The organism is Alcanivorax sediminis (assembly GCF_009601165.1).
In the GTDB taxonomy this organism is placed as follows: Bacteria; Pseudomonadota; Gammaproteobacteria; order Pseudomonadales; family Alcanivoracaceae; genus Alcanivorax; species Alcanivorax sediminis.
The window spans coordinates 138,214-163,391 of sequence record NZ_WIRE01000002.1 but is presented as its reverse complement, the minus strand read 5'-3'; the positions used below and the strand labels follow the sequence as shown (position 1 = coordinate 163,391).

The following is a 25,178-nucleotide window of genomic DNA, read 5'->3' as shown; positions in this document are numbered from 1 at the left end:
CCACCAGTTACCTCCCTCTGGACCAGGGAGTGCGGGCCCGCTTTCGCAAGGAAGCGGGCCCGAATTTTTTAGGCCGCTTTGCGGCTGCAACACGCTTCACGCTCAACCAAAACCCCGCTCTTCCAGGGGACGAACCTCGCGTAGCGAGGCGACCGAAGGGAGGTGTTTTAATCAACCTGTCGAGCCCGGAAAGGCCTGATCGCCCTGCGGCATGTTCCTTTCTGGGCCCTCTTAAGGGAGTAGAGGCGCCGACAAATCTAAATGCGTTTCTGGAATCCTTACCTCGCTTAGGCTCGGATCGCGAGCAGGCTCGCTCCTACAGCGGCTTCGTAGCTTTCAGCGTCAGGCATCAGGCATCAGGCGTTCACTATCCTCCGGGTCATCCGCAGGCGGGGTGCCGGCCATGTTGGTGTAGTACTCCAACGCCCGCTGCCACTGCTCCAGCATCCAGCGCCCCTGACTCAAGCTCTGCAGGGCAAGATCCAGAGAAGCACGGGACAGGTTGCCCGACATGGCACTGGCCAGCAGGCCATGCTTGGCCTGCTCATACTTGTTAAGCAGTGTCTCGGCACCCGCACTCCCGTCACCGGCACGCCACTCTTCTTGCATCTGCCGTCCGGCGCTGGCAAACCAGTCCACCAGAATTGACTCAACCCTCGCCCAGTCATCATGGCGCTGCAAGGCAAGGCCAAGACCATTGAGCCGCTCGAGAGTGTCATCCATGTTCAGCAGATTACCCTGCAGCCGCCACCCCATCTGAAACACAGTAATCTGTTCATCGTTCAGGTGCTGACGCCCCACATCAGCAAGAAAATCCCCGATCTCTTCCAGCAAACGATCACGGATGGCAACGTGACTCAGGCGTTTGGCATCGGCACCGGGCAAGGTGGCCATGGCCACGGGATACTGCACCAGCAGGCGCTCCATTTCCTGGGCCAGGGCCGCGCGGGCAGCGTCTGGCAAGGCGATCAGGTTACGATCCAGAAACTGCAGCTTCGCCAGACTATGCTGGCGCTCCTTGAAACGGCTGAGCAGAAAGCGGCTCATAAAGGGTTCCACCGGCCACATCAACAGGATGCCAAGCAGATTGAAGAGAGTATGGAACAGGGCAAGCCGCGCCGCAGGATCCTCTTCCAGTCCGGTGACGCCAGCCACCACATTCACCACCGCCAGCAACGGCGCGATCAACAGGTAGGCCATCACCCCTGTGAACAGGTTGAACAGGACATGGGCAATCGCCAATCGCCGGGCATTGGCGGTAGCCCCCAGGGTGGCGATCAGTGCGGTGGAGGTAGTGCCCACATTGGCACCGATGACCATCGCTGCGGCTTCGCGGAAGCCCAGCAAACCACCGGCAAGGGCAGTGAGCACCAGTGCCACGGTGGCGCTGGAGGACTGCATCAGGGAGGTCAACACAATGCCCGCCAGCACCAGCCACACCAGCGCAGCACCTTCCGGCACGCTGAACTGTGAGCCGAGGTTTTCAAACCCGCCAGACAGCACATCGATGCCCATAAACAAAATGCCGAAACCGGCCAGCGCCATACCCAGGTTGCGGTAGCGATCAACGGGAGCAAACACCCGCAACAGCGCCCCGACACCTACCAGTGGTAACGCCAGTACATCAATCTTGAATTTCACGCCAATCAGCGCCACCACCCAGGCAGTAAGCGTGGTGCCGAGATTGCTACCAAAGATGACCCACACCGCGCGCTCGAATCGCAGCAGGCCGCTGTTCACAAAACCGAGCGCCGCCACCGTCACCGCACTGGAGGACTGCACCACCGCCGTGAGCAAGGTGCCGGACAAAAGCCCACGCAATCGACTGCGCGTCCACCTGGCCAGCAGCCGCTCCAGCGACGCGCCTGCGGCCACTTTCAACCCTTCGGTAATCAGCCACATGCCCAGCAGAAAAAGCCCAACTCCGCCGAGCACGGCAATGACATATTCCATCTACACCCGGCCTCCCAGCCAAACCGAGCCATGCCTGATCCTGGTGACGCTGATTTCCATCAACGCCCCACTCCGTTATTCATTACCCGCTCTGAATCCCCATGCGCCCCCCTCAACAGGCGAACCAGCGCCTTTTCCCCTTCCACCGCCAACAACACCAACAGTGCCGTGAACAAGGCTTCGCTCCACAGGTGCCACGACAATGACACGGAGCCAAACAGTTGCTGTAGAGGCGGCAGCTCCAGAAACGCCCATTGCAACACCACCACCACGGCGGAGGCCAGCAAGGCCGGCATCACTCCTTTGAGAGACAACCGCGACCAGGCCGGGGCCAGCACCCGGCGACAGGCGAACAGATAAACAATTTCAATCCACACCAGCGTCAGCACCGCCATGCTGCGAGCTCTGTCCAGGTCTTCAGCATCAAATCGGTGGTACTGCCAGAACACGGCCGCCGTACCCACTATGCCCAGCCACGCCAACCGGAACAGCAGCAAGGGGGTAACCAAACCCTGACGCGGTGAGCGGGGCGGGCGCGCCATCAGATCCGACTCACCCTGCTCGAAGGCCAGCGCCAGCGCCAGCGAGATAGCCGTTATCATATTGACCCAGAGAATCTGTACTGGTGTGATCGGCAACGGCACCCCCAGAACCACCGCCACCATCAGTACCATGGCCTCAATCAGGCTGGTTGGCAGAATAAACAGGAGTGCCTTGACGATATTGTCGTAAACGGTGCGCCCTTCACGCACCGCCGCCGCGATGGTGGCGAAGTTGTCATCAGTCAGCACCATCCCCGCCGCATCCCGGGCCGCATCCGTGCCTTTGCCGCCCATGGCGATGCCAATGTCCGCCCGTTGCAGGGCCGGAGCATCATTGACACCATCACCGGTCATGGCCACCACCTGGCCTCCGGCCTGCAGGCGTTCCACCAGACGCAACTTGTCTGCCGGTGAGGTACGGGCAAACACATCCACTTCATTCAGCAGCGCATCCAGTTCCGCGTCAGACGTTTGCGCCAGCATCTTGCCGGTCATGACCTTGCCGCCTGCCAAGCCAACCTGAGAGGCAATCACCCGCGCTGTTTGCGGATTATCACCCGTGATCATCTTCACACGGATACCAGCACGACGACACTCGGCCACGGCCGTTACTGCCTCCTCGCGCGGCGGGTCCAGAGTGCCGGCGAGACCCAGCAAGACCAGCCCGCTTTCAAGGTCCTGTTCTGTGAGTGTGGGCTGACCTGTCGGCAGCCACCTGGTGGCCAGCGCCAATACCCGCAGCCCTTCCCCTGCCAGACTGTCCAGCGCTTGCTGCCAGACATCCTGTGCCAGCGCTTCGTGGCCTTGCGCCGTCTGCTGATACTCGCACAGGCCCAGCAGTCGTTCCGGCGCCCCTTTCACCATGATCTGCTGCTGGTCACCCACTTGATTGAGGGTGGCCATGTATAGACGCTCAGTGGCAAAGGGCAACTCCGCCAGACGCGGGCAGCCTTGACGAAAACCTTCATCCAGCCCGGCCTTGCGGGCCATCACATAGAGCGCGCCTTCGGTGGGGTCGCCATGCAAGCGCCACTGCTCCTGCGCTTGCTCCAGCCTCGCATCGTTGCACAGCATGGCCACCTGGGCTGCTTGCTCAAACAACGCCAAGGCCGCTGGAGTGTCACTGTCGATGGCGCCTTCAGGCGCGTAACCTTCGCCACCAATCTGGATCCGGCCTGCCGATGTCACGAAGGTGCGCGTGGTCATTTCGTTGCGGGTCAGGGTGCCGGTCTTGTCGGAGCAGATGACTGTTACCGAGCCCAATACTTCCACCACCGGCAACTTGCGAATGACCGCATGACTCTTTGCCATGCGCTGCACACCAATGGCCAGAGTAATCGTGACAATCGCGGGCAGCCCTTCTGGAATCGCAGCCACCACAATACCCACCGCCACCGGCAGCAGCTCAGAGGGAGCCAACCCCATGGCCAGCACCGCCCAGGCCAGACCCACCGCTGACAACACCAGAATCAGCATGGCCAGCTGACGCCCAAGCCGCCCCAGCGCTCGGGTCAACGGCGTCTCCGGAGACTGCACCGTTGCCACCATTTCGCCAATGCGCCCCAGCTGCGTCGCCGTACCCGTCGCCACCACCAGGCCTTCAGCGGAGCCCGTGGTCACCAGCGAGCCCATCCACACCATGTTGTGACGCTCGGCCAGGATCGTTTCTTCCGGCAGTGTTGCCACCCGCTTGCCCACCGGCACGGATTCGCCCGTGAGCGTCGCCTCATCACAATGCAGCTCGCTGACGCTGAGCAACCGCAGATCTGCGGGGACACGATCCCCCGCGGCCAGCACCACCCGGTCTCCGGGCACCAGCGCTGCCGCATCCAGAGTCTGGATCTGACCACCGCGCCATACCCGGCAGCTGGATACCAGCATCTGCTGAATCGCCTGCAATGCGGCCTCTGCCTTGCCTTCCTGAACAAACCCCACCACGGCATTGATCAGCACCACCATGACGATAACCACCGCATCGCTGGTATGGCCCATGAACAGAGCCAGCACTGCCGCAACCAGCAGCACGTAAAGCAAGACATTATGGAACTGGCCAGCGAGACGTCGCCAGGGACCACGTCGACGCTGATCCAGCAATCGATTCTCACCAAAACGCTGACGCCGCTCGCGGACCTGGGCGTCGCTCAATCCCCCCTCAAGGCTGCCAAGTGTTTGCAGCAAGGAGGTCTCTGTCTGGTAATGCCAGTCCCGCTGTGGAGAGGCGTCCATGCATCACCCTCAAGTGAAGTCTGGAACGAATGTGACCCCCTGCTCCGCCACCGTCACACGCTTGCCCAGGTCCGCCAGCGCATTCGCAAGGCTCTGCAAGGCTTCGGGCTCTCCGTGGACCAGACGAAACTGTGGGGAGTCTTCAAACTTGTTCGCCCAGGCCAGCAATTCATGACGTCCGGCGTGCGCCGAGAAACCGCCCAGCGTATGCAGCTGTGCCTTGACGGCATAGCGCTGACCGAACATGCGGATATGGGTTGCCCCATCCACCAACCGTCTACCCAGGGTTCCTCGGGCCTGATAACCCGTAAACACCAGATGATTGCGTGATTGCCAAAGGCGATGCTTGAGATGGTGGCGGATGCGACCGCCATTACACATGCCGCTACCGGCAATAATGATCGCGCCCCGTTCAATGCGGTTAATCTGCATGGACTCTTCCACGGAAGGGGTGGGTGTCAGTACCGGCAGAAAATCCTGAAGTGTGCGCGCACCATAGTGCGCCATGACACGCTGGTCCTGCTCGTCCAGCGCGTCCAGCCACTGGTCATAAAGGCCGGTCACTTCCAGGGCCATGGGGCTATCCAGAAATACATGCCAGCCGCCAAGCAGTCCACGATGATAAAGACAGCCAAGATGGAACAGCAGCTCCTGGGTTCGGCCGACCGCAAAGGCCGGCATCATGATCACACCATCGTTGTTGGCCTGGGCGATGATCTGTTCCAACTCCCCCATGGTGTCTTCCTGGCTACGATGATCCCGATCCCCGTAGGTGCTTTCCATCAACACCAGGTCGGCCCGCTCCGGCACTTCCGGGCAGCGCATCAATACCCGCTCGTTTGCGCCCAGGTCACCGGAAAACACCAGCGTTCTATCGGGCTCTCCGGCAATGGTCAGTTCTACCACCGCCGAACCCAGAATATGGCCCGCATCATGGAAACGCAGGGAGACGCCAGAAAAAACAGCCTCCTGCTCGTGGTACTCCATGGGCTGACACTGTTCCAGCACTTGCCGCACATGCTCCAGCGTATAACGAGGCTTCAGCGTGGCCCGGCCGGCTCGCTTGCGGCGGAGATTGCTGTGATCCAGATCGCGCTGATAAAGGTTGGCCGCATCTTCCAGCATAATGGCCAGCAGGTTCAGGGTAGGACCTGTGCAGTAGATGGGGCCGCCGAATCCTTCCGCCACGAGTAAAGGCAAAAGACCACTGTGATCCAGATGGGCATGGGACAGCACCACCGCATCGATCTGCCGGGGTACAAAGCCGAATTGCTCGTCCTGCAGGCGCTTTACCGCATCACCGCCCTGGTGCATGCCGCAATCCAGCAACAGTTGCCTGCCCGCCACAGCAACCTGATGGCAGGAGCCCGTCACCTCCCCTGCCGCACCGTGAGAGGTAATCGTCAATGCCCCGGCGCGGTCCCCGGTCCCCACATTCTCGTTTTGCATGGCCGTCCTTAATACTGTTGATCGATCCTGTAGCGTCCCTTGTCTCTCCCCCCAAGTCTGTCCAGTTCACCACCTGCAAATCAACGCTTTTTCACCACTTCGCAGTCGCCCCTTGGTGCGCGGGTCAAGCCAATCACTTCGTGCCATCAATAGATCGCGGAAAGCCTTATTCGCTGACCGCCAACACGACATCCTTCCGACCAGACCGACCATCGCCCTGTAACGACCACCTACCCAGCGCCCCTGCATTTTGTCCCTTTCCGGAATGCGCCTGTCCCAAAGCGATGGCGAGAAGGAAAACACGGGGTTTAGTGTCAGAAGTGACTGAAACGATGGAGGACAAGGAATGACCACCACAATTAAAGACATGCTGAATGCGCTCGCCACCCTGCTCGGGGCTGCCACCTATAACGGCTGCCTGGATGCACGTAAGCCTGTACCTGTTCCTGTACCGATCAATCAGGCCCAACCAAGGTTGCCGGTTCGGCACAGGTAAAAACGTGGATCGGGGGTATGACCATTCAGGCCGACATGAACGCCGTTCATCTTGGTTTTACACAAGATTAACAGAAGAGGATTTACCTACGGGGAGTCTCATCTTATCTTCTGAACCCAATGACGATAATGTGACGCAAGTCACACAAGACCAAACACTGTACCGGGAATGGAGAATTCCAATGAAAAAGAGTCTTTCGCTTGCCGCCCTGTCCGCCGCCATGTTGAGCGCTCCACTGGCCTCTCAGGCTGCCACCGCCACCGGCACCTTCGACGTATTGCTGACCCTGATTGGTTCCTGCACCGTGAGCCAGGTCAACAATGTGGATTTCGGCACCCAGACTGAGGCAGCAGTCAATACTGGCGGCATTACCGCCGCGGCGACCCTGGGCGTCACCTGCTCCAACAATACTGCCTACACCGTAGGACTGAGTGGCACCAATGGTGCTCGCTTCATGACTTCCGCCAATGGCTCTTCCGTGGAATACGAACTGTTCCAGACTGACGGCACCACCGCCTGGGATAGCACGAACACAGAAGCCAATACCGGTAACAGTGCAGAGCAAACCTACACCGTCAACGGTAATATCCCGGCCCAGACCATGACCCTGAACGCGGCTGACGCTCCTGACGGCACCGGTATCGCCCTGAGCGATACTGTCACCGTTACCGTTACGTTCTAAGCGGATAAACCGCTATCATTGCCCCTCCCGGACTGAATCCCCAGTCCGGGTAGAGGACACAAGGATGTCGGTAAGTGAAGGCAAAGCTGTTGCAGGAAAGGTTGTGCGCTGGGCGCCGCTCGGGTTCAGTACTATCAACCCCATTCCTCTTTGCGTCGCTCTACCTGTTCACCCCCCTTGCATGGGGTAGTGACGAAGCCTCCCCGCGCATTGCCGCAGCAGATATCGCGGCTTCCAGAGTCGTTTCACTGGACAACACCTTTACCCAATCCGATATCGCCAAGCTGCGGGCACAGGCTCGCGGCCAGGCCACTGCCGCCTACATTGCCTACCCTCAGTTGATCCTCAATGGCCAAGCCACACCACGGATGCTTCCTGTGCAGGTGTACGGTGAAGAGGTCGCAGTGGATACCCGGGCCCTGGCGGCCCAGGGCATTGATATTCCCGGCAGCAGTGACGAGCAGTGGCAGACGCTCAACCAGCTTGGCATCGCTGGCCACTACGATAACAACAGCCAGCAGATCAACCTGCTGGTTCCCGCAGAGTGGCTGCCACACCAGACCCTCAATGCGGGGTACTTTCCGGGAAACAGTCCTGTCCAGCGCGGCCAGGGAGCCCTGCTCAACTACGACGCCTACAGCACCTGGCTGGACAATGGCGGAGAAAGCACCTCTGCCAGTCATGAACTGCGCCTGTTTGATGACTGGGGGATTGCCAGCACCAGCGGTCTGGTGCGTTGGAACCATGAGCTGGAAGACAGTGGCGACTATGTTCGGCTGGACAGCTACTGGCGCTATACCAACCCCCAGCGTATGCAGACCTGGATGGTAGGCGATACGATTAACGGCGCTCTGACCTGGATGCCCTCAGTGAGGCTCGCGGGTGTTCAGCTGTCCCGCAACTTTTCCTCCAGGCCTGACCTGATTACTTTTCCGCTTCCCCAGATCAGCGGGTCCGCAACTCTGCCTTCCGCACTGGAGGTGTTCGTCAATAACTTGCGCCTTGCAGACCAACCCATACAGCCCGGGCCTTTTGTTCTGGAAACGTCTCCCCGGGTGACGGGGCTGGGCGAGGTGCAGGTTGTCACCACCGACACTCTGGGTCGGCAGGTGACCCAGACCGTACCCTTTTATGTCAGCCCCAAACTGCTGCGCGAAGGTCTCTGGGACTATTCCGGCACCCTGGGTACAGCTCGCCGTTACTACGGTCAGCGCTCCAATGACTATGACGGCAAGCCCATCGGAACCGGCGTAGCACGTTATGGCTACAATGAGCGACTGACCTTCGAAGGCACCAGCAGCCTCAGTGCCGAGCTTCTCAATGCCGGTGCGGGTGTGGTTTTTCGCCCAGGCATGTTCGGGGTATCCAACCTTGCACTTGCCCACGGCCAGGATGACGACGACAGCGGAACCCAGTGGGTACTCGGACATGAATTCCGCACCCGGCGTTTCGGTGTCAGTGGCCAGCTGACTCAACGCACCGAGGGATACCGGGATCTGAGTAACAGCCTGGACGTACTGCCCAACATCAAGAGCAGCCTGCAGCTGAACGCCAACCTGAACCTGGCGGAACAGGGTGACATCAGCGCCAGCTATCTGGAGACCCGGTTATTCGACGGGGATAACAGCCGTTTCTTTGTTCTGGGCCATAGTCGCACGCTGTGGAAGCAGCTTTCCGTCACCCTGAGCGTCAATCAGAACCTGGATGACAGTGACGATCGCACCTGGCTCGCGGGCTTCCTCTACCGGTTGCGCTCTACGGGCAGGCAGCCCATACAAGCTGGCGCCAGGTTCGATCACTACGAAAAAGACAATGAAACTGACACTCTGCTGACCCTGCGCCAGCAAGTGGACGAGTTCTGGGACCTGGGCTGGGACCTGGCCTACAGCCCTGATAGTGATGGAACCCGTCAGGCCCGCGGACGCTGGTGGACCCCCTATGTCGATCTTGAGGCAGGCGTTTACGGGCAGGGTAATGAGCTGAACAGCTTCGCCAGCCTGAACGGCGCTTTTGTGACCAATTACGATGATGTTTTTGCGTCCAACAGCATGTACAACAGCTTTGCCATCGTGGACACAGGCGGTTTCGCCGATCTGCCCGTCCGGCGAGCCAACCGGGTCATTGGCCACACCAACAGCAAGGGCCGACTGCTAATGCCTGATCTGGTGCCCTGGCAGGACAACACCCTGTCCATCGACGTGGACAACCTGCCCATGGATGCCCAGTTGCAGGCACCCGAGCTCATTCTCAAGCCCTCGGAGTTGACAGGGGTCACCGCTCTGTTTGATATACAGCAGACCCACAGCGCAATACTGGTTGCCATCGATGCCACCGGCGACCCAATCCCTGCCGGCGGGCGAGTTCTGTTGCCAGGTGCCGAAGCGACCGTGGTCGGATTTGATGGCGAGATTTTCCTGCAGGGGCTTTCCGCAGGCAATAATGAAATCGGCATCATCAGTGGTGGCAGCCTGTGCACCCTCACCTTTGATTTCATCCCTGAGCCGGGAACCTTGCAACGGCTGGGCCCAGCCACCTGCCTGGCACCTTCAGAACGGCTGGACCCGCCTGCAGCCATCGAGCCAGCCCCGCAGCCCGTTGAAGAAGAGAGCCAGCCTGAAGCGCCCCCCGTGGAACCGGCTCAACCCGTTGCCGCCATAGCCGCATCGGCCCCGGCAGACCCGGAAACGCCAAACAGCGCCTCTCTGGTCATTCAGGACAGCGCCGGAAAGCCCATTTCCGCAGGCGCCCGGGTGCTGATCCCCAACGCCAGCCCCACCACCGTGGGTAGCGAGGGTCAAACCTTGCTGCGCGGCCTCAAGGAAGGCGAAAACGAAATTGGTATTATCTCCCGTGCTGGACTGTGTACTGTTAAGTTCACATTCACTGCCTCAGCGAACGACACACAGCAGCTTGGCACACATACCTGTCTGTCACCCTCGGAACAAGAGTAAAGGAGCGCTTCAATGATGAGCCGTTTGAATACATTTTTCCTCTGCGCTCTGCTTACTGGGTTAAGCCCACTGCTTTGGGCCGGCCAGCTCACTGTCGCGCCACTGACAATGAAAATGACCCCCACCCAGCCCAATGCCACCTACAAGCTGACCAATGGCTCAAGCCAGGAAAGCTTTTACCAGCTGCAATTATTCGCCTGGGAGGAGAAAGATGGAAAAACCCGGCTGCTCAAGCAGGACGATCTAATTGTGTCACCGCCCGTCACGCTGATTCCCGGTAACGGAGAGCAGCTGGTGCGCATCATTCGTCAACGCCCAACCCAGTCCGAAAACGAGAAAAGCTATCGATTGATCGTCAGTGAAGTACCCGACACTGAAAGCCCCCAGGGGGCCAACCTCAAAGTTCTTTTGAGAATGTCCCTGCCCGTCTTTGTCGGCAGCGAGGGAAAGGAATATGCCCTTGATGCCTACTACAAGGACGGAATTCTGCGTGTCAGGAATACGGGCTCCAAGCACGCACGATTGAGCGATGTATTCTGGATGAATCAAAGCTCCGACAAGAAATATGAGATCCAGAAAGGCCTGCTCGGATATGCCTTGCCCGGCTCCGAGCTACATCTGCCCGTTGAGAAAGCGCCTCCCCAAGGGGCAATCAAGTTTTTCTCCGCCACCATCAACGGCCAAAGCCAGACCATCCTTATCGAGGATTCGCCATGAGAGCACTGACGGCTTTTCTGATCCTGCTTTGCTTTCCTCTTGGCAGCAACGCGGCGGTAGTGTGTGGGCTCACAGGCAGCCCGGTACTGGATTTTGGTACCCCTGACCCATTCGTGGGCGGCAACATTACCAGCACCGCCACCCTGAACTGGTCCTGTACCAAAGACTCGCCCGGGCAACCCTCCTTCACCCTGTGTTTCTTCGTCTCGCCTGACACCAATGGCAACATTGACCCCCGGTACCTGACCAATAACGGGGTACAAAGCCTCCCCTTCAATGTCTACAGTGATGCCACTTATACGACAGTGATGCAGCCTACAGTTGATGGCTTTCCTGTCATTGTAGACATGCCCAACAGAGGTCCTGACACCGTCAGCGGTAGCGTCACCTTGCACGGCAGCCTTCCAGGGCCTCTCCCGGCAAATGTGCAAACCGGGCAGCACCAAACGGTCATGGCCAACTCCCAGGTCCATATTGTCGCGGGCACTTCCGCCAACGCCTGCAGCAGCACCAAGCAGGCAGCTGACAACATCTACACCCTGACTGCGCAGGTCAATATTCCCAACCAGTGTCAGGTCACGGCAACAGATCTGGACTTTGGGACTCAGGCAACACCTCTGTTACAGACGGACAGTCAGTCCAGCGTCACTGTACGTTGTACCAACACAACCCTGTTCAGCGTGGGCTTGAACGGCGGCTTAAGTGGCAACCGCGAGCTGGTCAGCGGCGGAAGCACAGTCGGTTACGAGCTTTACCAGGATGCGGGACGCACAATCATCTGGAATAACAGTACCGACAGACAACCCGGCACTGGATTGGGAACGACAACGGCAATCCAGATGACCGTGTTCGGGCGATTATTCGCCAATCCAACCGCAGCCGAAGGCGTTTATACCGACACCGTCACGGTGGATGTATCGTTTTAAGTTCGCTCATGGATACTTTAAGAATATAACCGAGGAATTTTTTATCTTTTTTATGTAAAAGCGATTTACAAAAATAGCGCGATTGCGCCACATTTTTCACCCTGCCTCAGCCCTAGTATCAACGGTGCCCATCTATTGCCGGCTCACTGAAGATACATTATGGAATCCGTCAGGCTCATCGGTTCACTGCTTACCACCCTCGCTCAACCCGTGGTGAATGAACCCGGCCCCAACGTCAACTGGTATCAACCCGATATGAGCAGCCAGTGGCAGATCCAACTCCAAGGAACGCCGAACACGGGCTATTCCGTCGATCTTTTCGTGCTTGACCTCTTCGATACTCCCCAAAACGTGATTGAAGATATCCAGGCCAGTGGCCGACATGTGATCTGTTATTTCTCTGCCGGCAGTTATGAAGACTGGCGAGAAGACCAAAGCCGCTTTTTACCCACCGACAAGGGCAGGGATCTGGACGGTTGGCCCGGTGAACGCTGGATCGATGTTCGCTCGCAGAATGTTCGGGACATCATGAGTGATCGTATTGCGCTGGCAGCGGCAAAAGGCTGCGACGGCGTCGATCCGGATAATGTAGATGGCTACACCAACAACACCGGCTTTCCCCTCACCTATAAAAACCAGCTGGATTACAATCGCTTTCTTGCTGACCAGGCCCACAGCAACGGACTGGCCATTTCGCTGAAGAACAATCTAGAGCAAGTGAAGGACCTGGTTGCACTGTCCGACTTTGCCATTAATGAATCCTGCCATCAGTGGAACGAATGCGACCTTCTCAAGCCATTCATCGAGGCTGGCAAGCCCGTGTTCCATATCGACTACCTGTATGCCAATGATCCCGTAGCACGTTCCAGGTTCTGCCAGGCCATGCAGCAGCAAAGCTTCCGCACCCTGACCTTGCCGATGGCATTGGATGACAGCTACCGGCTCAGCTGCGCCCCATAATCGACGGTCTCGGTATTGCCGCAACACAGACGGATCTTGTTCCTAGCTGATACACTGGGCGTATCGACTCAGGGACGATCCGCTCCATGCACGACGCCTTAACACTTATTGTTGTTCTACTCGGCTCCGCCGTGGCTGCGGTAGTGCTGTTTCGCCGCCTTGGCATGCCTCCGATCCTGGCCTATCTACTCTGCGGTCTGGCAGCAGGGCCTTTCGGGTTTGGCGGGATCACCGATCTCGAAGGCATACAGCACGTGGCCGAATTCGGGATCGTGTTTCTGCTCTTTACCCTCGGTCTTGAATTTTCTATTCCTCGCTTGCTGACCTTGCGGCGAGTGGTATTTGGTGCAGGCCCGTTGCAGGTCATTCTGACAGGCCTGGCCGTTTTCGCCGTTATGCGCCTGCTTGGCTTTTCACCTCTCACTTCAGGTATTACCGGTTGCGCACTGTCGCTTTCATCCACCGCCATTGTGATTCGCGAGTTGATTGGGCGCGGTGCGGTGAACACCGGCTATGGCCGTGCTTCCACCGGTATTCTGCTGTTCCAGGACCTGGCTGCCGTCTTGATGCTGGTATTGCTGCCGCTGTTTAGTCAGGAGAACAGTGACAACCTGCTCGGCATGACAGCCCTGACGCTGGGCAAATCCCTGCTGCTGTTTGTTGGCATTTTTGTGGTCGGCAAATGGGTACTGCCCCGCTTGCTGGAAGAAACCGGCCGCACCCGGTCCGACGAAGTGTTTGTGATGACCGCGCTGCTGCTGGCGCTGGTGGCCGCGTGGGTCACTCACTGGCTTGGGCTGTCCATGGCCCTGGGCGCGTTCCTCGCCGGCATGATGCTTGGCGAGAGTCACTTCCGTCACCAGATTGAGGCGGATCTCCGCCCGTTCCGGGATCTGCTGCTCGGGCTGTTCTTTATCAGCGTGGGCATGCTGGTAGACCCGGATCTGTTTGCCGCCAAATGGCACTGGATCATCATTGCTGCCGCTTCCATCATGCTGTTCAAGGTGGTGCTGATCATGGTGCTGCTGAAAACCCTGGGTGAGCGAACAGAGGTTAGCCTGCGCAGCGGCCTGATCCTGTCCCAGTGCGGTGAGTTCGGTTTCGTGCTGGTGGCTCTGGCGGTCTCCCACGACGTCATGACTCCCGGCAAGGCTGGCCTGCTGGTGTCGATCACCGTTCTGACCATGTCGGTGACCCCTGCCCTGATCCACAACAGTGGCCGGCTGACCCGTGCCCTGCTGCGCCCCTGGCTATCGGTTCCGGACGATGCTCCGGTGTCCAAGGATATCCAGGGGCATGTGATTCTCTGCGGGTACGGTCGTGTGGGACAGAATCTCATGCGCTACCTGGCCAACTTCCATCATCAGGCTATTGCCGTGGACCTGGATATCGTCCGCCTCCAGGAAGCCAGTGCCGCCGGCGAGCGCATTCTCTACGGCGATGCCAGCCGCAAGGATATTCTCGAGCGCGCCGGTATCGAACGCGCGCGCTTGCTAGTGGTGACATTCGACAATGCGCGGCTCGCCGAACGCATTATCCATACCGTGCGCGATATCAATCCGGACATTCGGGTACTGGTGCGCACCCGGGATGAAACCCACCTGGAAAGCCTCACCGAGGCTGGCGCCGCCGAAGTAGTACCAGAAGTGCTGGAAGCCTCCCTGATGCTGGTCGCCCACGCTCTGATGATGCTGGATGTCCCCTTCGAAAGAGTGCTGGCCACCCTGCGCAAGACACGCCGGGAGCGCTATCGCATGCTGCGCGGCTATTATCATGGCGACAGTTTCCCCACCGCCGACAGCGCCGGTAATCCCTATCGGCTGCTACACGCTGTGACGCTCACCGGCAAGGCCCGTGCAATTGGCTTGAGTATCGAGGAATGCAGTCTCAAGGATGTGGAAATCCGCGAAATCAAACGTCATGGCCAGGGTGAAGAAAATCCGGACCGGGACACCAGGCTGCAGGAGGACGATACCTTGATCCTGTATGGCCCACTGGAAGCGGTGGAAGCGGCGGAAGGCAAGTTGTTGGGCGGCTAATCTACGCCATCGAAGCGCCAATGCATCATCGTGCATGCCAACGTGGGGAGCAGGATTGCCGGTCTGTACCCCAACCGCTTCCGGAAAACCCGGGGACACAGCGGATGAAGGATCCGTTCAGATGCTGCCCGCTTTGAGTGGTCGTTATCGTCCGGCTGCGACCGGCCTGTTCATCATCAATACTCTAAAACGATCAGCACTGATCCTTCGACTCTCTCCGCCTGACTTTCTGACCCTTTCCCATATCGGAAAATTGTTCACAGAGACATGCAGAAGTCGCTCCCACCCTCACAAACCGTCCATAAACCGGGGCTGAACAGGGATCTGCCACCGAACATCTGGAAATACACATAGTGTACATGTGTACATTTTTATATTGCAGGCCACCCCGATTCCGGCTACATTGTGAACACTTATTCACCAACAGAGGTGCGTGAGCATGAGCGATCACGACTCCAAACAGCTTCAGGACTCCGGCGCCGCCTGGCAGCCACTCACCGACTTTGCAGGCCAGCGACAGCAGGACAGCGGTCTCAAGGCCTGGCTGGCGGTGATCAATGGCTGCATCAAAGCCATCGAGTCCGCCGCCTGGCAAGGCCGAGACCTGGCCGATCAGGCCTTTCGCGCCTGTCAGGCCATTGGTCGTGGCGCTAATGCGGTCAATGAGGAAATGCAGCTGCTGGCCGACGAAGCCCGGCGCTGGCCTGCTCGCCTGAAGCGCCTCAGCGTCACTGGCTGGATGCTCACCAAGATCCTTACCAGCTACCGCCTGTGGAATACCCGTTCTGCCTTCCTGCCCAGGAGCATGCGCGAAAAAGCGTTGACGGCCCTCCACGAACGCAATGCTCAACGTTTTCTGGAGACCTCCCAAAAGCAGGGCGGCGCCTTCCTCAAAATTGGCCAGCTGCTCTCCAGCCGCCCGGATCTGTTGCCGCAACCCTGGGTCGAGGCGCTGGCCATTCTTCAGGATCAGGTCAACCCAATTTCCTACGCAGAGGTCTGCGCCGTTATTGAGGCTGACTTCGGCCAGCCGTTGGAAGAATTGTTTGCCGAGTTCAACCCTGAACCCCTTGCTGCCGCCAGCATTGGCCAGGTGCACCATGCCCGGCTCGCAGACGGCACCGAGGTGGCGGTCAAGATTCAGCGCCCGGGTCTGGATGAGCTGGTGGAGCTGGATATGGCCATCCTCAAGGTTTTCGTGGATGCGGTGAAAAGCGCCCTACCCCCCATGGACACCGATACCATCGTGCGCGAGATCCAGCGCACCGTTCGTGAAGAGCTGGACTATGAGCGTGAGGCCCGCATCCTCACCAGCATTGGCAAACAACTGAGCCACGTTGAGGGTGTCACCACGCCGTCGCTGGTGCCGTCACTGAGTACTCGCCGGGTCCTGACAACCGCTTTTGTCAAAGGCCGCAAACTGACTGTGGTGCTGGATGAGCTTGCCCAGGACAACCCTGCTGCGCTCAACCTGATACTGCATCGCCTGCTGGACGCCTGGTTCAGTCAGGTGTTGCACGGCGGCCATTTCCACGCTGACCCGCACCCCGGCAACATCATGATCTCTGATCAGGGCGAGCTGGTGCTGCTGGACTTTGGTTGCAGCCAGGCCATCAGCCGGGAAGCCCGTCACGGCTACTTCCGTGTATTGCAAGCCTGTGTCGTCGATGAGCCCGCCGTGATTGCCGAAACCCTGGACAAGCTGGGCTTCCGTACCCGCAGCGGCCAGCCCGGCACCCTGCTGGCTTTTGTCTCCGCCATCCTTGACCAGGTGCGCGAGGCTATTATCAACCCGGATCAGCAGGACGGTTGGCCGTCCTCGGAAGCGGTAATGCAGCAGCTTGCAGACCTGCTGGGTCAGCTGGAGCATGACCCAGTGGAAAGCATGCCAGAGGACTTCATCATGCTGGCACGTGTGTTCGGCACCCTGGGCGGCCTGTTCCTGCATTATCAACCGGAGATCGATATCGCTGGCCTGATGCTGGGATACCTGACCAAACCAATTGATGGGCACCACCAACCGGTGGCGGCTTAATCGCAGAGCAAAAAAATGGCCAGCATTCGCTGGCCATGTTCATTTGGGTCAGGGCAATCTCAAGAGCACCTTCACACCCGGTTGCAAGTCTCCCTCATCCATGTAGCCCAACGCATGGGGGTCCGCCTTCAGGGAACGAACCATTTCCATTGGGCCACCCACTTGCCGTGGCGGGGTGCCCCTGCCGGTAAAAATCATCCTTGCCCAATAAGACTTGAGCTGTGATTCATTCTTCCCGGCTACACGACTGTAAAAAGACTTACGCAGTGTACTTCCCTCCGGCATATCCAGAAGCTTCACCTTGTAACCTCCCGCATTATTGGTGTTGCCCATGTAAAGTTGGCGAACCTCACTCTTGCTGAGTGAAGCCAGGTCCGAGTGATCAGCAGCCACCACAATGGTTCCAGCGTTAGCCAGGAGCGGACAGAAAAGCGAAACGACAAAAACGATTATTATTTTATTCATGTCCATCCCCCCTTAAAAAACACTTTCTACAGCAAAGCGGTAGATCAGTGGGTCATCATCATCAGGCTGCCCACAACCCAGCCCCGCAGTCGCAACATCACAGCTGCTGTCGTAAAGGCCTTTTGATGGATACTCGCTATCACCAAGATCATAGTTTCGGGTCACTTCTGCCTTGAGTGCCACACCGGGAGTCAAATCGTAGCGTGCGGTAAACGTCCAGCTCTTCTGGCGATCTGCGAAATTATCGAAGATGGCTGGCGCGACCGGATTAGAGGTGTCGACATCCTGAAAGTCGCTGTGATCAATGCTGGCCCAGGTCACTTGCGGGGTAAATTTACCTATGCGATACCCCATCGAGACATACGCAGATTCAAGCCGAGGAAACCAGTGATTGGGAGTGGACAGGTCCAGCCGGCCAACTTCCCCCATGGTAAAGAAAGAGCCATTATCATATTGCAGCCCCACGCCAGTGAAATAAGCGTAGTGCTCATCCATATTCAGTGCGGCAAAAGCAGGGTCAAATAATGGATCCGGGGATAGAGGAGTAAGGTCAACACTTACCCGGCTGTTGGTATAGCTGTACCAGAGTGCCCAGTTCCCCAAGTCAGAACGGATATTGGCGCCATATTGATCACGGACCTTGAATTGCAATCCATTAGCCGGCACATCCATGCCTCCCCAGAATACATTGATGCTGTTGGCTACCGGACCGGTTGACAGGTTCCAGGTCAAATCGATTCCCTCATGTGTATCGAGCGGAATCACTGAGTACATTTCTTCCGGCAAGGTCACCCAGTTATACGCATAACCGACCTGGGTGTACTGAGAGTGCAGATAGAACGGCAATACCAGCCGCCCGGCCCGAGCTTTTAATGTGGGAGAGAGCTCATACGACACATACGCCCATTGAACGCCAGCATCAAAATCCTCATCCGCCCTTCCCAGGAGCTGAACCACCGCTTCGGTCTTCTCGTTGACTTCCCCCGTAAACTGAATGCCAGCCCGTGTCAGACTGTTCATGTTCCACTCGTCACTGCTCACATTTTCAGAGAAAACCAAACGCTCCCCTGAAGCAGACCTGGTACCCGATGCACGCTCCATAGCAAAGGTCATAAAACCGTTGATCTTTACCTTGTCTTCCAGACCTGCGTTCTGCGCAGGCTGCTTTTCCAGCATTTCAAGTCGCGATTCTGCCTCAGAAAGACGTTCCTCCAAGGTCATATCCGCCAGGGCCGTCACTGACATGGCAGACAACACCATGACAGCCGAGGCCTTGCCTAAAGCGTTCATATGTACTCCGTCACTTTTCATTGTTATTGGTTTAGTCGCAGGTCTTCACACAGGTGGGATGCGTTCTTGAATCGCGAGGTTCGTCTCTGCACATTCAAGAGAAACGCGCCATGGGCGATATCCGCTCTTCCAGCCCCTTTACAGGGTGTGCCGCAGGCGAACTGGCATGAGGTGTCAGCATGGGTACCGGTTTTGAGATGACAGGAAGGCATCACATCCTCTGACCATTTTTATTTTTATAGACTGGGACAAGCCCCCAAGCTCATCCCAAGGACGCCTGTAACTGTGCAGAAAGTTTGATGAGTGTGCAGCGCCACTCATCCTGCCTTCGCGGCCTTTGGTCCCTCTATTCCATCGAACGCAATTCATGTGTACGTTCGTTCAATAAGTTTTTGGAACCAAGGTGTCAATCCCCGCATAAAAAGCATTAAAACAGAAAAAACAACAAGTTAATTAGCACCTCCAGAACGAACCCCCATCCAAAAATAAAGAACTTTTGTTCACAGCAATCGATTTATTTTCCAGCGTCTGCCAGCACTTTTCACGCCAAAGGAACCGCTGCTGGACCGGAATAGCCCGACGGCAAAACATGCCCGACGGATCCACTCCACCCGTAACCGGGCGATGGGCCGCCATGGATTTTTACCCCCCGCCGCTACAAACCCGTAAAGAAAGCGTCAAGAACCCTGACAAATTTGCAACAGCCTCCCCTGCCTCATTCAAGGTACAAACGTACCAATAACAATGCAGCGTAGTTCATAACAACCAAACACCGCTACGTGCACATACCACCATCATGGATCATCTAGGGGTCAGTCATGTCGATGAATCGGACACTGCCACTGGTGGCAGTTACTGCTGTTGCCACATTTTTGTCGGCCTGCGGGGGCGGAGGCAGCAGCGCTACCGCCACTCAGGACACCAGCACACCGGCCACCGCCCAACAGCAACCGGTCACCCTCCCCCCCACGCCCAGCAAGCCACCGGAACAGCCGCAACCGCTGAATCGTTACAGCTTCGCCAATGGCTGCTTCACCCTCTCCAGTGAAGGGCGCTACCTGCAGGCGGGGACAGACGGGTATCAGCTGACCACCAGCGCCGGGGAGGCAACTGCCTTTTACATGAAACCCACGGCTCTGGGGCGCTACTTGCTGGTCTCAAACTATCAGCGCGATCCCGGTGCTTTCGGTGATATCGAGCTGCTCGGCATCAGCGATCCGGCCGGCGAGTTCCTTGATGACAGCGGCAACTTCATTGGTGAGGTCAGCTATCTGGTTTCCGGTCTGGGCGACACCCTGAATCTGGTGCTCGACCCCATTGCTCCCCTGGGCGGCCTGCTCAGGGAGCTGGGCGAAAGCCTGGATGGACTGGGAGACAACATCGGTGAGATCAACGTTCAACCTGCCCTCGGCAAGGTGGACAAGGCCAGCGACCTGGCCGTGTGGAACGTGAACCCCAGTGAAGGGGAGCGCTTTACCGTGGCATCCCAGGTGACCGGCCTGCTGCTCACCGCCACTGATGAAGGGCTGACACTCAGCTCACCCAGCCTGGAAGATGACAATACCCGCTTCACTCTGGCTTCAGCGGAACAGTGCGCCAGCTACCCTGAGGCGCACGTCAGCGCCGACGTGGAAGAACAGGGCCCCGCGATCTACCTCAGGGAAGTGGAGCGTTTCCGCAACGTTCCAGGTCTGGATAACGACGATATCTTTGGTTATGTGGATGCCCACAGCCACATCTCTGCCTACGAATTCATTGGCGGTCGCATCAACTATGGCGACCCCTTCCACAAATTTGGTGTTGATCATGCCCTGCATGACTGCGCGGAGAACCATGGGCCAGAAGGGCTTACCGGCGTGGTGGAACAGGTCACCAGCACGCCAGGGCCCCACGCCACACGTGGCTGGCCGGACTTCCCTTACTGGCCGCGCAATAATTCCTTGCAACACCACCAGAGCTACTACAAATGGATCGAACGGGCACACCTGTCTGGCCTGAAGATCCTGGTGAACCATTTGGTGCACAACGAAATCCTGTGCCAACTCAATCCGCAAAAGCAGAACGACTGCGACACCATGGTGGCTATTGAAATGCAGGCGGAGCAAATGCATCGCATGCAGGACTACATTGATGCCCAGAACGGCGGCCCCGGTGAAGGCTGGTTCCGTATTGTCACCGATCCCGCCCAGGCACGGGATGTCATCGCCGACGGCAAGATGGCCGTAATCCTCGGCGTGGAAGCCTCCAAAGCGCTCAACTGTGGTGAGTTCCTCAACGTGGCCGAGTGTAGCCGCGAAGAGATTGTGGAGCGTCTTGATCGACTCTACGCCATGGACGTTCGCAGCCTGTTCCCGGTCCACAAATTTGACAACGCCTTTGGCGGTCACCTGCCAGATCTCTCCGACGGTATTGGTATTGGTGCCGTGCTGTATGGCGGCAACCTGCTGGAAACCGGTCACCCCATCGAGTTTGAGGAATGTCCGGAGCACGAGCATGGCGACACCAGCAATCCCGTCGCCGACGCCCTGCAACCACTTGGTATTTTTGATCAGCTGCTATTCCAGATTGATTACGTGGGCGAGCGTTTTCCTGCCTCCCCGGAAGAACTGGCGGAATACGATCCGCGCCGCGGCACTGACCACCTGTGTAACACCCGCGGCCTTACCGACCTCGGTTTCTTCCTGATTGAGGAACTGACCAAGCGCGGCATGATGATCGAAACCGACCACATCAGCCGCAAGGCAGCCAGCCAGATTCTCGACGTCACCGGCGCCCGCGGTTACCCCGTCATCAACAGCCATGGCGGCTGGGGCGGCACAGAGGACCTGCGCAATCAGGTGGCTGCGCAAGGCGGCATTGCGGCCTCTTTCGGCAGCGTTCGCGGTAACTGGGTAGACCAGCTGACCCGCGATGGTAACCGCCCCCGCGCTGACGAATTCAAGGTGGGCCCGTTCGGCGGCGCGCCCTTTGCCTCAGACGTGAACGGCATTGCCAGCCTCGCCGGCAACCCCGGCACCCCGGATCAGGAAACCTCGCTCTACCCGTTCACCTCGGTGGATGGCCGCGTGGTATTCGACAAGCAACTTACCGGTGACCACGCCTTCAGTCTTTACGAAGGCCGCGGCGTTGCCCACTACGGTCTCTACCCGGACCAGATTGCCGACATGATCGCCAACAGCGACCGCTCGGAGGAGCAGGTGAACGATGCTGTTAACCAGCTATTCACCTCGGCGGAAGCCTACATACGGATGTGGGAACGACTGGAGCTGGCCACTCAGTAATGGCCCGTACAACACAAAAGAGAAAACATCTTCAGGGGAACATCATGAGCATCGACCTTACCCGACCCATAGCGCTGGCCTTGCTGGCCAGCGCACTCAGCCTCACCGGCTGTGGTGGTGGCGGCAGCAGTAATAGCCCCGCCAGCAACTCACCCGTTGCCAATACAGGTGGCGGTGGCACTGACACGCCGCCGCTGACCGGCGATGGCCGCACCTTCCTGGTCAGCCCCGGCGACAACGCCACCAAGGACATGGTCGATGCCATGATTCAGCTTCGTCCGGGGGATACGCTGCAATTCGATTGTGGTTACTTCAACCTGGACCAGGGGCTTTTGATTCAGGCTACTGAGGACGTGTTGATCAAGGGCTGCGGCAAGGACAAGACCATTCTGTCCTTCAAGGACAGCGTCAACGTCACCGGTCTTGAAGCACTCAATATCAGCGGCATCACCGTGGAAGACCTGACCATCCTCGACTCCCCCGGTGACGCCTTCAAACTGAAGGGCGTCAAGTGGGGCACCCTGCGTAATGTACGAGCCATCTGGTCCGGCGGCGGTGGGCAGATCACCGAAGAAAACTACGCTGAGCGCGTCAATGTGGCCTGTACCACACCGCCGTTCAACGAAGGCGACCCGACTCCGGACTATGTCCCCAGTTCGGCCAGTGGTCGTTACGGTATCTACCCGGTTGAATCGGAAAATATCCTGGTAGAGGGCAGTGAATCCGTCGGCGCGTCCGATGCTGGCATCTACGTCGGCCAGACCAACACCGCCATCATTCGAGACAGCCGTGCGGTCTATAACGTGATGGGCTTCGAGATCGAAAACGTTCAAGGCGGCGAATACGATAACAACGTGGCCGAATGTAATACCGGTGGTTTCCTGATCTACGATCTGGAAAACATCACCCAGTACGGTGATACCTCGGTGATGATCAACAACCTGGCCCGCAACAACAATACCTACAACTTCGCACACAGTGGCCTGGTGTCCGCCGTGCCTCGCGGCACCGGTTTTATCACCCTGGGCTACGACAATATTGAAGTGGTCAACAACACCTTCGAAGACCACAGTACGGCTGCTGTCATCTACACCAGCTACGAGCTGATTGATGGCAAGGGACAAACTGCAGACAGGAAACTCGACCCTTATACCGAAGGCCTGCACATCCACAACAACGTGATGAAAAAGTCAGGCTATGATCTGCCCCCGCCGAACCTGGAGAAAGTGGCCAACGGCGAAGTGGAAAGTGTCCTGCCCACCCTCATCGGTCTGAAAAACCTGCCCACCATCAACGATCCCACACAGCTGTTGGGAAGCCTGGACAATATCCTCAATCTGGGCAAAGGCGCCCATATTGTCTGGGATGGTCTGCTCGATGATCTCGACGCCGACTGCCCCTACCCGGTGGACAGCAATGGCGAACCGGTACCCAAAGACAGTAACGGCAAGCCGATCCATACCAATGAACACCCCAACCCCAGCTGCCATTACAACGCCTACAAGTTCGACGATGAAGGCGCCCGTATTCAGCCGAAGTGGGGGTCCTGCTTCCACGACAATGAGTTCTCTGACGACAGCGAACCCTACCTGAACTTCCACGGCACCGATGGTCTGGAACTGGTTCTGGCGCTGGCTGAACAGGACTTCTCCATCCTTTCTCCCGAGGGGCTGCTGGACGCTCTGGAAGGTCTGATGAATATGCCTTCCGATACCAATATTGCCGACCATGATTGCCAGACCCGCTTTGGCAGTGTGCTCAGCTCTCTGCCTCGAGTGGTGATTCCGCCCTTCGAGCGTAGTGGTGATTTCGATCCTGCTCCGGATCCGGAAGTGGTCGAGCAACTGTGTAATACCGAAGTCGCCAGTGGCGAGATCAACCGCGCAGCCCTGGTAGTGAACTGCCCGCGTCTGGACCAGTACAACCTGTTTGCCAGCAGCGATGACCCTCGCAGCCTGCCCAACGAAGGCGGCGTACCCTATGTACTGAACAGCAAGCTGTTTTCCGATTACGCCACCAAGTACCGCGTTGTCTTTGTGCCGCCGGGCACCAAGGCCGTGTACCGTGACGGTCAGGATGGCAACAACCTCAACGGTGGCATCCACTTCCCCGCAGGCACTGTGATCGCCAAGACCTTTGCCTTCACCAATGAAAGTGAAGGTACCGAAAGACTGGTGGAAACCCGTTTGCTGATCAAACGTACCAGCAGCAGCGGCAAACCCATCTGGGAAGGTCTCCCTTATATCTGGGGCGAAGAAAATGGCGAGCTGGTGGCGCGTCTGGCCATGGGTGGCGGCACAACGACTGCTGAATGGCACTACCGTGATGCAGACTCCGGCTCTCTGCTTACCGGCAGCACCACCGGCTATTCCGTGCCCAACGCCAATCAGTGCATCACCTGCCACGGCAATGATGATCAGCCCGCAGGCAGCGCCCCCATTGGACCGAAACCCCGCAACCTGAACCGTCCCTACAAGGCCGAATCTGCGTTCATGGGCAACACCGGTCAGGCGGGCTTCCCGGCAGTGAACCAACTACAGTACTGGACCGATGTGGGCATTCTCACTGGTACACCGGAGCTCACCATCAGCAACGGCATCGCGACCAACATCGAGCGTATTCCACACTGGAATGTGCCCGGCGACAGTGGCGCTACAGCGGGCTCTGACGCCGACGTTGAAAGCCGCGTGCGCGCCTACCTGGAAGTGAACTGCCAGCACTGTCATAACGACAAGGGCGCCGCCTCCAACACGGGCTATTACCTGGATCACTTCCGTGATGTGGATGCCAGCTATGGGGTCTGCAAGAAGCCCACCGCCACCGGCGGCGGCTCCTGTGGCCGCCAGCATGTACTGGTGCCCGGCAGCGCAGACAGCTCCATCGTCTCCTGTCGCGTGGCTGCCGAAAACGATCCGCAGCGGATGATGCCCCCCATTGCCCGCAGTGTTGCCCATACCGAAGCCAGCGCCCTGCTGGATCAATGGATCAACACCGTGGTGGACAGCAGCTACACCAACGCTGAAGCCTGCGGCAACTGACACCCTGAACCCCTCCGCCTCCCGCTTGCGGGAGGCACCCCTCCCCGCGTGCGGGGAGGGATTTTCCGCCCCCACTCAAGCCACGACGTCGAACCGGACGCTTTTCGGTATTACTGACCGAGAGTTAG

15 protein-coding genes are annotated in these 25,178 nt (G+C 58.2%); 10 read left to right on the top strand and 5 right to left on the bottom strand.

Annotated elements, in window-relative coordinates; genetic code table 11:
• Window positions 1-342: 342 nt before the first annotated feature.
• Genes GFN93_RS15095 through GFN93_RS15085 form a run of 3 tightly spaced genes read right to left on the bottom strand, consistent with a single transcriptional unit; the run spans window position 343 to window position 6,170 of the window.
• A complete protein-coding gene (locus tag GFN93_RS15095) occupies window positions 343-1,953 on the bottom strand; it encodes a Na/Pi cotransporter family protein (RefSeq protein WP_153502151.1) in 1,611 nt (536 codons plus the stop codon).
• 59 nt (window positions 1,954-2,012) lie between these two features.
• Entirely contained in the window at window positions 2,013-4,721 is a 2,709-nt protein-coding gene (locus tag GFN93_RS15090) for a cation-translocating P-type ATPase (RefSeq protein WP_153502150.1), read from the bottom strand.
• Window positions 4,722-4,730: 9 nt separating this feature from the next.
• Entirely contained in the window at window positions 4,731-6,170 is a 1,440-nt protein-coding gene (locus tag GFN93_RS15085) for an MBL fold metallo-hydrolase RNA specificity domain-containing protein (protein ID WP_153502149.1), read from the bottom strand.
• 346 nt (window positions 6,171-6,516) lie between these two features.
• On the opposite strand from GFN93_RS15085, the gene GFN93_RS17235 reads away from it, so the two are divergent.
• The 8 genes from GFN93_RS17235 (at window position 6,517) to GFN93_RS15050 (ending at window position 16,976) form a co-directional block, all read left to right on the top strand.
• Window positions 6,517-6,666, top strand: coding sequence for a hypothetical protein (locus GFN93_RS17235; protein WP_194285827.1), 150 nt, complete (start codon window positions 6,517-6,519; stop codon window positions 6,664-6,666).
• Between the two features lie 181 nt (window positions 6,667-6,847).
• A complete protein-coding gene (locus GFN93_RS17230; protein WP_194285826.1) occupies window positions 6,848-7,348 on the top strand; it encodes a Csu type fimbrial protein in 501 nt (166 codons plus the stop codon).
• A 74-nt stretch (window positions 7,349-7,422) separates the two neighbouring features.
• The gene (locus tag GFN93_RS15075) at window positions 7,423-10,299 is read left to right on the top strand and encodes a fimbria/pilus outer membrane usher protein (protein ID WP_153502147.1); all 2,877 of its coding nucleotides are present in this window, start codon (window positions 7,423-7,425) and stop codon (window positions 10,297-10,299) included.
• Window positions 10,300-10,311: 12 nt separating this feature from the next.
• On the top strand, window positions 10,312-11,016 hold the full coding sequence (locus GFN93_RS15070; protein WP_153502146.1) for a fimbrial biogenesis chaperone: 705 nt from the start codon (window positions 10,312-10,314) through the stop codon (window positions 11,014-11,016).
• The gene (locus tag GFN93_RS15065) at window positions 11,013-11,942 is read left to right on the top strand and encodes a Csu type fimbrial protein (protein ID WP_153502145.1); all 930 of its coding nucleotides are present in this window, start codon (window positions 11,013-11,015) and stop codon (window positions 11,940-11,942) included. Before GFN93_RS15070 ends, GFN93_RS15065 begins: the two co-directional genes overlap by 4 nt.
• Window positions 11,943-12,101: 159 nt before the next feature.
• Entirely contained in the window at window positions 12,102-12,902 is an 801-nt protein-coding gene (locus tag GFN93_RS15060) for an endo alpha-1,4 polygalactosaminidase (RefSeq protein WP_153502144.1), read from the top strand.
• Window positions 12,903-12,988: 86 nt separating this feature from the next.
• Window positions 12,989-14,941: a monovalent cation:proton antiporter family protein gene (locus GFN93_RS15055; protein WP_153502143.1), complete on the top strand. Its 1,953-nt coding sequence runs from the start codon at window positions 12,989-12,991 to the stop codon at window positions 14,939-14,941.
• Window positions 14,942-15,380: 439 nt separating this feature from the next.
• Window positions 15,381-16,976 carry an ABC1 kinase family protein gene (locus GFN93_RS15050; RefSeq protein ID WP_153502142.1) on the top strand — a complete coding sequence of 532 codons (1,596 nt, stop codon included), beginning with the start codon at window positions 15,381-15,383 and terminating at the stop codon, window positions 16,974-16,976.
• Window positions 16,977-17,024: 48 nt separating this feature from the next.
• Here the strand turns inward: GFN93_RS15050 and GFN93_RS15045 are convergent, their stop codons facing one another.
• Window positions 17,025-17,441 carry a hypothetical protein gene (locus tag GFN93_RS15045; protein WP_153502141.1) on the bottom strand — a complete coding sequence of 139 codons (417 nt, stop codon included), beginning with the start codon at window positions 17,439-17,441 and terminating at the stop codon, window positions 17,025-17,027.
• Between the two features lie 12 nt (window positions 17,442-17,453).
• A complete protein-coding gene (locus GFN93_RS15040) occupies window positions 17,454-18,731 on the bottom strand; it encodes a porin (RefSeq protein ID WP_194285825.1) in 1,278 nt (425 codons plus the stop codon).
• A gap of 818 nt (window positions 18,732-19,549) precedes the next feature.
• Between GFN93_RS15040 and GFN93_RS15035 the strand changes: the two genes are divergently transcribed.
• Window positions 19,550-22,012, top strand: coding sequence for an amidohydrolase family protein (locus tag GFN93_RS15035; protein WP_153502139.1), 2,463 nt, complete (start codon window positions 19,550-19,552; stop codon window positions 22,010-22,012).
• 44 nt (window positions 22,013-22,056) lie between these two features.
• Complete coding sequence (locus tag GFN93_RS15030) at window positions 22,057-25,050, top strand: parallel beta-helix domain-containing protein (RefSeq protein ID WP_153502138.1); 2,994 nt, start codon at window positions 22,057-22,059, stop codon at window positions 25,048-25,050.
• Window positions 25,051-25,178: the final 128 nt, after the last annotated feature.

Bases quoted from the DNA above. Each gene is read 5' to 3' on its own strand.
- GFN93_RS15095 (WP_153502151.1), bottom strand. From the start codon at position 1,953: ATGGAATATGTCATTGCCGTGCTCGGCGGAGTTGGGCTTTTTCTGCTG.
- GFN93_RS15090 (WP_153502150.1), bottom strand. From the start codon at position 4,721: ATGGACGCCTCTCCACAGCGGGACTGGCATTACCAGACAGAGACCTCC.
- GFN93_RS15085 (WP_153502149.1), bottom strand. From the start codon at position 6,170: ATGCAAAACGAGAATGTGGGGACCGGGGACCGCGCCGGGGCATTGACG.
- GFN93_RS17235 (WP_194285827.1), top strand. From the start codon at position 6,517: ATGACCACCACAATTAAAGACATGCTGAATGCGCTCGCCACCCTGCTC.
- GFN93_RS17230 (WP_194285826.1), top strand. From the start codon at position 6,848: ATGAAAAAGAGTCTTTCGCTTGCCGCCCTGTCCGCCGCCATGTTGAGC.
- GFN93_RS15070 (WP_153502146.1), top strand. From the start codon at position 10,312: ATGATGAGCCGTTTGAATACATTTTTCCTCTGCGCTCTGCTTACTGGG.
- GFN93_RS15065 (WP_153502145.1), top strand. From the start codon at position 11,013: ATGAGAGCACTGACGGCTTTTCTGATCCTGCTTTGCTTTCCTCTTGGC.
- GFN93_RS15060 (WP_153502144.1), top strand. From the start codon at position 12,102: ATGGAATCCGTCAGGCTCATCGGTTCACTGCTTACCACCCTCGCTCAA.
- GFN93_RS15055 (WP_153502143.1), top strand. From the start codon at position 12,989: ATGCACGACGCCTTAACACTTATTGTTGTTCTACTCGGCTCCGCCGTG.
- GFN93_RS15050 (WP_153502142.1), top strand. From the start codon at position 15,381: ATGAGCGATCACGACTCCAAACAGCTTCAGGACTCCGGCGCCGCCTGG.
- GFN93_RS15045 (WP_153502141.1), bottom strand. From the start codon at position 17,441: ATGAATAAAATAATAATCGTTTTTGTCGTTTCGCTTTTCTGTCCGCTC.
- GFN93_RS15040 (WP_194285825.1), bottom strand. From the start codon at position 18,731: ATGAACGCTTTAGGCAAGGCCTCGGCTGTCATGGTGTTGTCTGCCATG.
- GFN93_RS15035 (WP_153502139.1), top strand. From the start codon at position 19,550: ATGTCGATGAATCGGACACTGCCACTGGTGGCAGTTACTGCTGTTGCC.
- GFN93_RS15030 (WP_153502138.1), top strand. From the start codon at position 22,057: ATGAGCATCGACCTTACCCGACCCATAGCGCTGGCCTTGCTGGCCAGC.